The sequence below is a fragment of the Treponema zioleckii genome (assembly GCF_014737315.1).
GTDB lineage: Bacteria > Spirochaetota > Spirochaetia > Treponematales > Treponemataceae > Treponema_D > Treponema_D zioleckii.
Genome location: NZ_JPUF01000007.1, coordinates 29,528 through 42,243 on the forward strand (window position 1 = coordinate 29,528; position 12,716 = coordinate 42,243).

Genomic DNA, 12,716 nt, shown 5'->3' on the forward strand with positions numbered 1-12,716 from the left:
TTCAATTATCAATGTTCATACCCGAAAAATTTCATTATAATCGTTGCATTACTATTTAAATTTGAGGAATAAAATGCACGCTATCGAATTGGAAAAGGCTTACAATCCAAAAGATTTTGAAGATCGAATTTATGCCGAATGGGTAGAGAAGGGCTATTTCCGCCCATATTCAGACAAAGAGAACCCTGTTCATTCTCAGAGAAAAGAAACTAACATCAATTATACAGTCGTCATTCCTCCTCCAAACGTAACTGGTGTTCTTCACATGGGACACGCTTTGAACAATACTTTGCAAGATGTTGTAGTCCGCTATCACCGAATGAAGGGCGACAACACTTTGTGGATTCCTGGAACTGACCATGCAGGAATTGCGACTCAGAACGTCGTTGAAAAGGCGCTTAAAAAAGAGGGAAAAGGTAGAAACGACCTTGGTCGTGAGAAATTTATAGAAAGAACTTGGGCTGTCACTCACGAACATCACGACACAATCGTAAAGCAGCAGAAAAAACTCGGAAACTCGGTTGACTGGTCGCGCGAGAGATTCACTTATGACGAGGGGCTTTCGAAGGCCGTTCGTGACGTTTTCGTAACTCTTTATGAACGTGGGCTCATGTATAAGGGACAGTATCTTGTAAACTGGTGTCCGCGCTGTGGAACAGCACTTGCTGATGACGAAGTTGACCACGAGGATACAAACGGCGCAATGTATCATCTTTGGTATGAGTATGCCGACGGCAGCGGAAAAATTGAGGTTGCAACGACACGACCGGAGACTTTCTTTGGCGATACGGCGGTGGCCGTAAATCCAGAGGATGAGCGATACACTTCAATCGTCGGAAAAGAACTAAAACTTCCGTTGACTGGAAAAATCATAAAAATCATTGCGGATTCTTATGTTGACAAAGAATTCGGAACTGGTATGGTAAAAATCACGCCTGCCCATGACCCTAACGACTGGGAAGTAGGAAAACGCCATAACCTTGAAGTTGTAAATCTTTTGAATCCAGACGGAACGATGAACGAAAATGTTCCGGAAAAATATCGCGGATTGAAGCCTGAGCAGGCTCGTAAGCTCGTAATTGAGGATTTGCAGGAAGCTGGACTTTTTAAGGGCGAGGAAAAAATCGTTCATTCTGTAGGTCATTGTTATCGCTGTAAGACTGTTGTGGAGCCTTATTTGTCTTACCAGTGGTTCGTAAAAATGAAGCCGTTGGCAGAAAAAGCTCTTGCTGCATGGAAGAATGAGGAACTTGTTTTCTTCCCGCGAAAATGGGAGAACACTTATTCTCACTGGATGGAAAATATTCGTGATTGGTGTGTTAGCCGACAGATTTGGTGGGGCCATCGTATTCCTGCTTGGTACTGCGACTGCGGCAATACAATTGTAAGCCGCGAGGATCCTACAAAATGTCCTAAGTGCGGTGCTGATTCTACTCATCTTAAACAGGATCCGGACGTTCTTGACACATGGTTCTCTTCTTGGCTTTGGCCGTTCAGTACATTGGGCTGGCCGGAAGAAACTGCCGATCTTAAAAAATTCTATCCGACCACTGCGTTGGTAACTGCCTACGACATTATTTTCTTCTGGGTAAGCCGAATGATTATGGCCGGCCTTGAATTTACAGGAAAATCACCGTTCCATGACATTTATATTCACGGACTCGTTCGCGACAAACAGGGACGCAAAATGTCTAAGTCGCTCGGAAACGGTATTGACCCTCTCGTAGTAATCGACCAGTTTGGTTCAGATGCTTTGAAATTCACTTTGAGTTTCCTTTGTGCGCAGGGACAGGATATTCTCATTGACAATGACACGTTCAAGATGGGAAGCCGATTCTGCAACAAAGTTTGGAATGCCAGCCGATATATTCTCGGAAATCTTGAGGGACGAAATTTGATTCCTGTAAAGGACGAGGAACTTACTGAACTTGACAAGTGGATTTACACCGCTCTTGATAAGGCTTGCCGTGATGAACGTGCAGCTCTCGAAAGCTACAGATACAACGATGCGGCTACCGCTGTTTATGAATTCTTCTGGAATAATTTCTGCGACTGGTATGTTGAGGCTACAAAACTCAGCTTTAAGCACGGCGATGACCACGAAAAAGATCGTCAGGTTAGCGTTCTTTTGAACGTTCTTGAGGAATCTTTGCGTCTCTTGCATCCGTTTATTCCGTTTGTAACCGAGGAAATCTATTCTAAGCTTCCTCGCAAAGAACTCATTGAAAACAGAAAAGCTGCCGGCGAACAGAAGGTTTTGCCGTCTGACACTTATTCAGACTTGCTTACGACGGCACCTTTCCCGGAGCCAAAAGACGAACGTGTTGATGCAAAAATCACTTCACGATTCAATGCACTCCAGGATTTGATTCGTTCTATTCGCGGCCTCAGAAACGAATGCGGAATTGACCCTGCATTTAAAATCAATGTTGCAATCCAGATTGTGCCGCACAGCGACGCTGAGGTGTGCCGAGAAAAAGTTGAGATGATTCAGCTTCTTGCAGGGCTTTCTGGCGTTGAATTTGTAAACGAGAAGCCTGCATCTTCAATTGGTGCGGTTGGCAGTGGCTTTGAAGCTTTCATTATTCTTGACGATAATATTGATAAGGAAACTTTGCGCAAGCATTTCGACAAAGACCTTGCAAAGGCTCAGGGCGATGCTCAAAAAATCGAATTCAAACTGAACGGAAAATTTGCTCAGCATGCGCCTGCAGAGGTCGTTCAGGCAGAGCGAGACAAACTTGAAGAGTTCAAGCGAAGAATCGAAAAATTGAATTCTTATATTGACGAGCTTAAATAGAAGAATCTGAAATTCGCAGAATCTTCGGGGAATGCAAAGTTTGCTTTTCCTCGAAGATTTCGTTGTTTTTCATGTACTTACTGTTTTTTTGTTAATCATAGAAAATTGGAGGCTGATAATGGGCAAGAAATTTGATATGAAAATTGAAAAGCCGGTTCAAATGGACACTGAGCACATGAAACAGCTCAAAGAGATTTTCCTTGCGCCGTATATGCAGATTGCCACATCATTGATAGGCAAGCAGCGTCGCGCGGGCGGCAACATGTTCAGGCATCAGATGGACACGCTCGCCATTCTCATTGACTACGGATATATCGACAGTACGCTCTTAAAGGCCAGCATTGTTCATGATACAATTGAGGATATTCCTGATTTTGACGAAAACGTAATCCGAACCTGCGATTATGAAGGTAACGAAGTTTGCGAGCTTGTTCGCGAAGTTACAAAATGGCCTGGCGAAAATAAGGAAGACTTTTTAAAAAGAATCCTCAATAACGGAAGCCACAAGGCAAAAGTCTTGAAATGCGCTGACCGAATCAGCAACATGATTTCCCTTGGATTCGTTACTGATGAGAAATTCATTGAGCGGTACTGCAACGAGACAGAATATTTTATTTTCCCGATTGCGTTGGAGGTTGACTTCAATATGTATCAGGAACTTATAAGCCTTGTAATGACAAGAAGACAGTATCTCGAAGATTCTGGCTATCTCTTGCGAAAAGAGAGAGACAAGAAAGAACAAAAAAATCAAAATTGAACATAAATGTCAGAACAGTTTATTTTGAATAAAAAAAACACCTGCTGGATTTGGAAGTTGAAGTGAATTTCTTTCCAATTTGGCAGGTGTTTTTGTTTTCGAAGAATGCGCTTTATTTCTTTAAGAGGGCGGCGAATGGATTGTATGTTTCTCCGTCATCGTCGTTTGCGTGGCTAGAGAAATATGCGTTTGCGCTGTTGTCCTGTTCGTCGTTGCTTCCTGCGGTTGTGAGTGAGATTCGTTTTTCTTCCGCATCGATTTTCTCTACGATTACCTCGAATTTGTCGCCAACCTTGTATTTTTTGCTCAAGTTTGTCTTGTCGTTAACATCCTGCAATGCAGAAATGTGAACCAAACCGTCGATTCCAGGTGCAATGTTTACGAAAAGACCGAATGCTGCAATTCTTGCGATAGTGCCTTCAAGTTTTGTTCCGATTGGGAATTTTTCTGCAACTTCGTCCCATGGGTCTTTCTCAAGGCTTTTCATGCTTACAGAAACTTTTGAGCGATCTCCGTTCCATTCAGCCTTGATGATTTTTGCTTCAATTTCCTGTCCAACCGAAAGAACGTCCTCAACTTTGCTTACGCGGGCATGAGAAATTTCTGAGATTGGAAGAAGAACCTGAAAACCGTTTACGTCAACGAACGCACCGTAGCTCTGGAGCGACTTTACAGTTCCTTTTACGACAGTGCCAACGGTGAGTTTTTCTGAAAGCTTTTGAATCGCATCGTTAGCTTGGTTTTCGAGGATTCTGCGGTTTGAAACGATGATATTTTTTCCATCATTTTTGTACTCTGTAATAAGGAAAGTTTCTGTTTTTCCGATGTAAGCTGCTGGTTCCTCGCGGTTTTTGTAACCCATCTGAGAATAAGGACAGAACGCACGCGCAGTTCCGATTTTTACTTCGAATCCGCCTTTGATTTCTTTTTCGACTTTTCCTTCTACAGGAACGCCGGCTTTGTAAGCATTTTCAAGAAGTTCAAGTCCTGCTTTTGCGGCTTTGTCTGCTGAAAGTCTTGTAGTGAAGTACATCTCGTCTCTTTTTGCTGACGCGAAGTACACCTTGATTTTATCGCCTTCTTTGATTGTTAAATTGCCGTTCTCGTCTACGAATTCTGATTTATCGACGAAACCTTCGCTTTTTAATCCAATGTCGATAAATACTGTGTCATTTGAAATCTGAACTACTTCTGTCTCGATTTCTTGACCAACTTCAAATTTGTTCATTTTTTTCTCCATCTAAAGTGTTGCCGTAATTTTAGTTTTTTTTACGGAATTATAAAAGCCCTGTCGAAAAATGAATGCAAAACAAATTTGACGCCTACTTTTGAATCAGCCGAAAACTCCCGTAATAAGATTGTAAGCGACGCTTCCGGGACCCGGAATTTTTGGCAAATCTTTTTTGTTGAACCATGCCGCTTCTTTTATTTCATCTTCCTGAATTTTTATTTCGCCGCTTTCGTATTCTGCCCTGAATGCCAGCATCAACTGATCCGGGAACGGCCATGCCTGACTTGCGACGTAGCGGATATTTTTGACTTTGATTCCTGTTTCTTCATAGTTTTCCCGCTTTACGGCCTGCTCTGCCGTTTCTCCGATTTCAATAAAACCTGCAAGGCACGTGTAAACGTCGGTGTTTCGTTGTGCGTGGCGCGCAAGCAGATAATCATCGCCTTTGCTTACAAGGACAATCATGGCTGGCTCCAATTGCGGAAAGAAGACTGTTTTGCAGGTCGGGCATGTTCTTGCGGTAAAACATTCGTCGTCTACAAGCTGAGTTCCGCATTTTGCGCAGAATCTTTTATTTTTGCGGAAATTTAACAGCCCCATTGCGCGGGCTGCAAGCGAACCAAAATTAGCGATTTTATGGTCCTTCGAAGTTCTGTAAAAAAATTCCCTGAGCGGTATGTCTGTGCAGCCTGCAGGATTCGGTTCATCTTTTTCGAGCATGATTGCAGAATAATTGTATTCAATTTCTGCGAACCAATCGCTAGCCGCACTCAATTCTAGGCAGCGGCGCATAATCCGCTCTTCAGGAAGATGACCATCTTTGAGAATTATTGAATTTTCTCTAAAAATAAAGTGAATCTCGCAAAAAAGATTCATTTGATTTGAAATCATAGCCATATAAATATTCTACATCTGAAAAATGCAATTTGTAAAACAATTCTTGCTTTTTGCCTCTGTCTTTAAAAATTCTTAAAAAAATGATTTTTTGATTTTTTCTTTGTATTTTAGTGATGTCGGTAAATTGTATAATACTCCAAAAAACTCTGTCAGTTTTCCGAGGTATCCGTCGGTCTGCCGTTTTTGGGCACGATTTTAAGGTGAGAACTTTAAAAAGTGAAGTTTTTCGAAATTTCCTGTAATTACTCCAAAAATTTTCTTTTTTTTCAAAATGGGTTTATCATAAATTATGAGATTTATAAAAAACAGACCTCTAAAAACTCAGTCACTCATTTTTTCTTTCTCTTTTTTGGGCATGGTTCTTTTGATTGCCTGCGGAATTATATTTTTTGGGGCACGACGGAATTTTAACAAGCAGGCAAATGTTACGCTGTCTCAGCTCTGTAAAATGAAAATCCTTGATTTTGAAGGAAATCTGAACAGCGAGATTGCATTGGTTCTTCAAATGTGCAAGTCGCCGATAATTCGGTCTTATATGGAAAATCCGGATTCTCTTGATGTGGCTGATGAGGCTTTGGGCGAACTTGATTCTTACAGAAAATCTTTTTTGAGCAAAACTGTCTTTTGGGTTCCTGAAAAAACTCATTCATTTTATTCTGACGGAAAAATTTCTTACACGGTGAATCCTGACGACCCTGAGCAATATTGGTATAAAATGACGCTTTTGGAGACGGAAAACTATAATTTTAATATAAATTACAATTCTGAATTAAAAACGTCGGCCTTGTGGATTAATGCGGTCGTAAGAAATGAATCCGGCACGCCTGTGGGAATTGCTGGCACCGGAATTCCGCTTGACGGATTTTTTGATGCCGTTTTCTATGGCTTGGACGAAAAAATGAAAATGTTCTTCTATAATAATGCGCTTGAAATTACAGGTTCACCGGACAAAAGTCTTCTTGAGTCAAAAGTTTCGATTACCGAAAAACTCAGAGAACTTGATGAAGTCAAAAATCAGCTGGTGACCAAGGAGCCGCAATTTATTACGACGCGGACGGGCGTTTATGCGATTCAATATCTAAAAAATCTTGACTGGAACATTGTTATTTACGAACCGTTCACCTTAAAAGATTTGCTGGCGAACAATCTTTCGTTCACGGCGTTGCTTTTGGTCGTTGTGACGATTTTGAGTGTTTTGATTTACAACGCCTTTATTTTGCGTATTTTGCGCACCGTTTCAAAAGTCATGCTGCAGACTAAAAAAGATGCTGTTTTGCAGGCAGAAATCGTTTCTGCCGTAAAAAAGAACGTTGTTTCCACGGTCGGAAATCTTGAGCGGTTCGGAGATTTGATGATTAATCAGAGTTCAACGATAAATGAATCCGAAAAGAAGATTTCTGAACTTTTGACGCAGCTTAGCGAAATGGATAACCTCAGACGAAATTCGCTTGCGAACACAAAAAATCTTGAAACAAGTTCTCATAACGGGGCCGCGCAGCTTTTGGATTTGCAATCCAAAATTGATGATTTGACGGCTTGCTCAAATCGCTTGAATTCTGCAAATGATTTGATTGCGAGTGTTACCGACCAAACTTCGCTTTTGGCGATTAATGCCGCAATCGAGGCTGCTCATGCGGGCGAGCAGGGGGCCGGATTTGCTGTTGTTGCAAAAGAAATCCGAAGTCTTGCGGAAAAAAGCCGAGTTCAAGAGGAAGAGGTTACGGACTCCATTGCAGAAATGGATTTAATGGTAAAATCCATGATTGAATACACAAAGACTTTGAGCGAATCCTTTTCAATGATTGTAGAAAGCAGTCAGAACGTAATTGCGAACTTTGAGGAAATGTCAGTTTCGATTGAGCAACAGAATGTTTTGGGCGAGTCTATCGGTTCAAATCTGCGGGAAGTTACCGAAAGCGTAAAAACTACGACTTCAAAATTCGGCGAGATGAGCGTTGAAAACGAAGAAATGGCGACGGAAGTAGGAAAAGTTGCCGAAAATGCCGGTCTGCTCCTAGATTCCGCCGAAAGAGCCCTTGAAAAATGCAAGGTTTAATTTTTAGGTATCTCGAAAAACTCTGTTAGTTTTCCGAATTTTCCTTTTAGAGTTCAACTCCAAGTCCGCCGTTTTTTTCTACATCGGCGGCAAGTTTTTTTCTAAAATCAACGAGTTTTTGTTTTAATTCTGGATATTTTATTGAAAGAATCTGAATTGCGAGGTAAGCTGCATTTTTTGCATTTCCGATACCGACCGTTGCCACAGGAATTTGTGGTGGCATTTGTACAATCGAAAGAAGGGAATCGATTCCTGCAAGTCCGTTTGATTTTCCTGGATTGATGCATTCAAGAGGCACTCCGATTACAGGCAAAACTGTTTCTGAGGCGATTACGCCCGGAAGAGCTGCCGCAAGTCCGGCACCGGCGATAATAACTTCGCATCCGTCGTCTTCAACTTGCTTTACAGTTTTTGTAAGCAATGCGCCGGCTCTGTGTGCTGAAATAATGTAGGCTTTAAAATCAACTCCGAATTCTCGCAGCACGTCAGCAGATTTTTTCATTGTTTCTGCGTCAGATTTTGAGCCAAAGAAAATTGCAACTTTCATAAAATGGTCCTCGAATATAAAAAATTGAATTAATTTTATCAATTTGCAAGTTGTAAGAAAACTCTTCAATAAAATAAAGATACTTGTCAAAAGTTTTTAGAAATACTAGTATTTTATCGTGATTTTTATTGATTTTCTTATTTTTACGATATATGCAGTGCAAAATGCTTATCTTCCGCTTTTTTTGAGGAATATTGGTTATACTGCATCAGAAGTTGGTTTTTTGTACGGAATTTTTAATTTTTTTGGAATCCTGATTCCAATGGTTTTAACGCCGATTGTTTCGCGGAAAAACAACTTTATTTTTATTCTTTTTGTGCAAGGAATTTTTTTGACGATAATTCCGTTCGCTCTTTTTAATGTGCAGGGATTTTTGCTCACGGCGATTTTTATTGCTCTGTACGCGGTTTTTTATCGTTGGCTAGTTCCTGTCTCGGATTCTCTTATAACTAGCAAACTCGGTGAGCATCAGGAAAAGTACGGTGCGATTCGTGTGGCTGGAAGCGTGGGCTTTGTTGTTATGGCATTGCTTATGCAAAAATTCTGCAAGGTTGAATCTATATCGTTGACCGGTATGATTTTATGGCTTGCAGTTCCTGCGTTGCTATTTGTTTTTTCGGTTGGCGCATACGGCTTTTATGAGCGTTTGGCTAATAAAAAAGATGGTGCGCAGAAATCAGAATCAGCTTCAAGTTCCGTTTTGGATTCATCATCTTCATCTTTAAAAAATCCTGGCGAAAATTCTTTGCGAAGCCAAAAATCGACTTTGGAGATTATGAAGTCGTTCGGGCTTGGATTCTGGTTGATGATTGGCGTTATTTTCTTTGAGTTTTTTGGAATGACTCCGGCGAACAATTTTCTTTCAATGTACGTGCAGGAAGAGTTAAAAATCAGCTCCGTGGGATTTTTGTGGGCTTTTAACTCGATTTGCGAGATTCCTTTTATGTTTTTGAGCGGATTCTTTATCAAAAAATTCGGCGAGAAAAAATTGATTTTGATTTGCACGGTTGCGGTTATTGTGCGAAATCTTCTTTATGCGTTTGTTCCGAATTTTTATGGGGCGATTCTTGGGCAAATGACGCACAGCCTGACTTACGGTCTGTTCTTCCCGTGTTGTATTATGTTTGCCTCAAAGGCGGCGGCGCGCGACCCGAAAGCTACGATGATTGCATTTACAATCGTGAATTCTTTGAGCGGGCTTGCTGCCGTAATCGGTGCGAGCGTTGGCGGAATCATAATCGATTTGTTCAGCTACAGGATTCTTTTCTTGGTTTTTGCGTTCTTCGTGCTGTGTGCCGTTCTTATTTACGAAATCCTTGAAAAACTGATTTTACGAAAGCGACTCAGCTGAAAGTCCGTACTGCTCTTTTGGGTGATGGTTTGCGTGTCCGGCAGGTTCAATGTGAACCATCACATCGTAAACGTCGGAAATTGATTCTTTTATGGCGCGTTCCACTTTTCCTGCAATTTCGTGTGCCTGATGGACCGTCATTTTTGGGTCTACTTCAATGTCCAGGTCGATGTCCCAATAAGAGGCAATTCGGCGAATTCTGGCTCTGTGAGGGTTTGAAACTCCGTTAACGCTTTTTACGGCTTCAAAAAGCACTTTGTAAAGTTCTTTGTCGGAATTTCCGTCCATAAGTTCCAGGTTCGTTTCGCAGAAAATTTCGCAAGCGACTTTGAGAATGCAAAAACTTATTAAAATCGCAATGATTGGGTCTAAAATCGGTTGCTTGAAGATTTTTGAAAGGCTTAAACCCACAAGAATTGCAAGTGACATAAAAATGTCAGATTTCATGTTTTTTGCGTTGGCAAGAATCATTTGGCTTTTGCTTTTTTTGCCGAGGATAAACTGGCTCATTGCCAAAATCGATTTTCCGGCAATCGAAATTATTGAGGCCAAGATTGCAAGAAAACTCAGGTCGTTTGCCGTGGAAAAACTTCCGTCGCGAATCATTTGGTAGAGTTTTTTTGTAGATGAAATTAAAAATTCGCTTCCCGCGAGAAAAATTATAAAGCTCAAAATCATTGTGGCGATGGTTTCTGCCCGGCCGTGGCCCCACGGGTGTTCTTTGTCGCCAGGTTTTGCGACTACTTTTCCGACAAAAATCGTTGTGAGTGCGATGAGCGAGTCTGTGGCGGAATCAATTCCGTCGCCCATAACTGCAAGGCTTCCCGAAAGTCTTGAAAGTACGATTTTTATGACGCAGAGAACGAGGTTTCCCATGAGCGCGATTAAGCCTGCGAGTTTTATATAAAATGACCTGTCGATTTTGTTTTTTTTCATTTGTTAGAACTATAAATCAAAATTTAAGGTTAGTACAAGAAAATAATTATTTCAGCCATAAAACAGTTGTTAGCGAAAGCGAGGGAAGTGGGGCTTTCAGATTTTGACACGGATGAACACGGATGAACAGGATGGGACACAGATAGATTGAAAATTGAACGGGGGAATGAAAACACCCGAAGCACAGTGTGGCGTGTGAACTTCGGGTGGAGCTATTCAATTGAAAAAATTATTGTCGGGTCAATGTGATATCGAAAGTATCGATTCCAAAATCATCAAGTTCGCCATCAGCGTTCAAGTCAAGGTCGATTTTTCCACCATCTTTGATTTTTTTCTTCCTCTTCATCAGAAAAACTCCTTGATATAAAATTTGAATTCATGCTAATAGCATTAGTCTAATTTTATAAATGCTTGCAGAAAATCTCTCGGTTCAAGCGTACTTGCTTTTCCTTGATACGAGCGAGTTTGCAATAAATACAGAAAAAATTGTCCAAAAACGAGAAGAAGAATTTGGAAAAATACTTCTTCAAAATGTGACGAATCTGCTGAAAGATTATGGTTTTTTGGAATGCATGTTGATTTATGCTGTGCCACTGCTTTTTATATCGAATTCTGTGTTAAGACTCGTTCAGGTGGTGTAGGCTAGTTGCTCGCCATGCTGGTATTTTTGATAAAGCTGTTGTCGCTGTTTTGCCTTGCATCTGGAAATCACAGATTTTTTGCGACGGATAGAAAATCCATCGGGATTTATGATAAAATTATGTGAGATTTGTTTTAAGGACATGTGATGCCTGATTTTTATGTAAAAAACAACAGCGATATTGAAATAAACGAGAATCTTATCGAAAAGCTTACCCACAAAATATGCGACTGGCAGAAAAAAAATGATTTTACGGTTTGCCTTTTAATCAGAAAGTCGTCGGAAGAAAAATTGTTTTTGTTTTCGTTCGAAAAATCTGTTTGGGAAAAACTTGAAAAAAGCCCGGAGCCTGCAAAACTTCGTTTGATTGCAGACAATGAGTTAAAAAATTTTCGTGAAGAATTTTTGGGAAAGCTCCAATTTGTTTTTTTTGTTGGCTACCAGCTAAAAGATATTGAAAAAATTCCGCAGGAACAAAAAAAGGTTTTAAAAATTGATGGCAAAACTCGCCTTTCCATTGTTCCGACCGAACCGAAATTTTCTTTTTCGCAGGTAATTTTACCCGACGAAACGCAGCGTCAGATTGACGACGTTGTGTCTCTTTTAGAGAACATGCAGAAAATTTATTTTGACTGGGGATTTTCAGAGATTGATCCAATTCCCCGCTCTGTAATCAATTTTTGGGGCGCGCCCGGAACCGGCAAAACCATGACCGTTCACGCAATTGCGAAGCAACTCGGTAAAAAGCTTCTGATTTTAAATTATGCTGATATTGAATCCAAATATGTTGGAGAGGCTCCTAAAAATCTTGTGGCCGCTTTTGATTTGGCTCAAAAAGAGGATGCGATTATCTTTTTTGACGAGGCTGATTCATTTTTGGGTAAGCGAATTAAGAACGTTGACTCTGGAAGTGAACAGTCCATAAATTCGCTCCGAAGCCAAATGCTGATGAAGTTGGAAGAATTCAACGGAATCGTGTTTTTTGCCACGAACCTGCACGAAAATTACGACCGTGCGTTTGAGAGCAGAATTTTGAAGCATGTGGAATTCAAACTTCCCGACCAAAAAATCCGCGAGAAAATCATAAAAATAAAATTGCCGCAAAAAGCGCCTTACGATTCGAGCGTGCGTTTTTTTGACGGAGCGTTCAATCCTGAGCTGATAACAATGCTCGCCGAAGAAATTGAGGGATTTTCTGGAAGGCAGATAAAAAATTGTATTCTTGAAGCGTTGATGCATGCCGCAAAGCTTATCCCGCCAAAAGTGACTTCGAAAATCCTGATGGACACTTTTCGCTCAAAAAAAGCCGAGCTTGCAGCCTTAAAAAAGCAGAATAATATGGAAGATAATTCGGTTTTTGTGAATTTTACGAAACATGAATTGGACTAAATTTGAAATCCGTCTTGCATTCAGACTGTCTTGAAAATAAAAGACCCCGAAACAAAGCGACTGCTACTGCAGTCGAGTTCGGGGTGACATTTGTAAAATCAGTTGCCGAAAA

The 12,716-nt window shown here is 40.8% G+C and carries 9 protein-coding genes; 5 read left to right on the forward strand and 4 right to left on the reverse strand.

The features are described from left to right. Positions 1-61: 61 nt before the first annotated feature. Together JI65_RS03130 and JI65_RS03135 are read left to right on the forward strand one after the other, a co-directional pair. Positions 62-2,800, forward strand: a complete 2,739-nt coding sequence (locus JI65_RS03130; RefSeq protein ID WP_277950578.1) for a valine--tRNA ligase — start codon at positions 62-64, stop codon at positions 2,798-2,800. Positions 2,801-2,936: 136 nt separating this feature from the next. After that, positions 2,937-3,557 carry a nucleotidyltransferase family protein gene (locus tag JI65_RS03135; protein WP_191013963.1) on the forward strand — a complete coding sequence of 207 codons (621 nt, stop codon included), beginning with the start codon at positions 2,937-2,939 and terminating at the stop codon, positions 3,555-3,557. Positions 3,558-3,669: 112 nt separating this feature from the next. Here JI65_RS03135 and JI65_RS03140 read toward each other — a convergent pair whose 3' ends face one another. Both JI65_RS03140 and nudC read right to left on the reverse strand, forming a co-directional pair. Beyond that, positions 3,670-4,785: a 30S ribosomal protein S1 gene (locus tag JI65_RS03140; protein WP_191013923.1), complete on the reverse strand. Its 1,116-nt coding sequence runs from the start codon at positions 4,783-4,785 to the stop codon at positions 3,670-3,672. Positions 4,786-4,890: 105 nt separating this feature from the next. Beyond that, the gene (gene nudC, locus JI65_RS03145; RefSeq protein ID WP_242457147.1) at positions 4,891-5,685 is read right to left on the reverse strand and encodes an NAD(+) diphosphatase; all 795 of its coding nucleotides are present in this window, start codon (positions 5,683-5,685) and stop codon (positions 4,891-4,893) included. A gap of 289 nt (positions 5,686-5,974) precedes the next feature. Here nudC and JI65_RS03150 point away from each other — a divergent pair, with 289 nt between their 5' ends. Then, a complete protein-coding gene (locus JI65_RS03150) occupies positions 5,975-7,741 on the forward strand; it encodes a methyl-accepting chemotaxis protein (protein WP_191013924.1) in 1,767 nt (588 codons plus the stop codon). 46 nt (positions 7,742-7,787) lie between these two features. On the opposite strand, the gene purE is transcribed toward JI65_RS03150, so the two are convergent. Further along, positions 7,788-8,288, reverse strand: a complete 501-nt coding sequence (gene purE / locus JI65_RS03155) for a 5-(carboxyamino)imidazole ribonucleotide mutase (RefSeq protein WP_191013925.1) — start codon at positions 8,286-8,288, stop codon at positions 7,788-7,790. A gap of 118 nt (positions 8,289-8,406) precedes the next feature. On the opposite strand from purE, the gene JI65_RS03160 reads away from it, so the two are divergent. Then, entirely contained in the window at positions 8,407-9,639 is a 1,233-nt protein-coding gene (locus JI65_RS03160) for an MFS transporter (RefSeq protein ID WP_277950579.1), read from the forward strand. Here the strand turns inward: JI65_RS03160 and JI65_RS03165 are convergent. Beyond that, positions 9,619-10,575, reverse strand: coding sequence for a cation diffusion facilitator family transporter (locus JI65_RS03165; protein ID WP_191013927.1), 957 nt, complete (start codon positions 10,573-10,575; stop codon positions 9,619-9,621). The two genes, JI65_RS03160 and JI65_RS03165, sit on opposite strands and share 21 nt — an antisense overlap. Positions 10,576-11,362: 787 nt before the next feature. On the opposite strand from JI65_RS03165, the gene JI65_RS03170 reads away from it, so the two are divergent. Further along, on the forward strand, positions 11,363-12,604 hold the full coding sequence (locus JI65_RS03170; RefSeq protein WP_191013928.1) for an ATP-binding protein: 1,242 nt from the start codon (positions 11,363-11,365) through the stop codon (positions 12,602-12,604). The last annotated feature ends 112 nt before the right edge of the window (positions 12,605-12,716 follow it).

Excerpts from the sequence above, each read along its gene's own strand:
- JI65_RS03135 (WP_191013963.1), top strand. The coding sequence starts at position 2,937 with ATGAAAATTGAAAAGCCGGTTCAAATGGACACTGAGCACATGAAACAG.
- JI65_RS03140 (WP_191013923.1), bottom strand. The coding sequence starts at position 4,785 with ATGAACAAATTTGAAGTTGGTCAAGAAATCGAGACAGAAGTAGTTCAG.
- nudC (WP_242457147.1), bottom strand. The coding sequence starts at position 5,685 with ATGGCTATGATTTCAAATCAAATGAATCTTTTTTGCGAGATTCACTTT.
- JI65_RS03150 (WP_191013924.1), top strand. The coding sequence starts at position 5,975 with ATGAGATTTATAAAAAACAGACCTCTAAAAACTCAGTCACTCATTTTT.
- purE (WP_191013925.1), bottom strand. The coding sequence starts at position 8,288 with ATGAAAGTTGCAATTTTCTTTGGCTCAAAATCTGACGCAGAAACAATG.
- JI65_RS03165 (WP_191013927.1), bottom strand. The coding sequence starts at position 10,575 with ATGAAAAAAAACAAAATCGACAGGTCATTTTATATAAAACTCGCAGGC.
- JI65_RS03170 (WP_191013928.1), top strand. The coding sequence starts at position 11,363 with ATGCCTGATTTTTATGTAAAAAACAACAGCGATATTGAAATAAACGAG.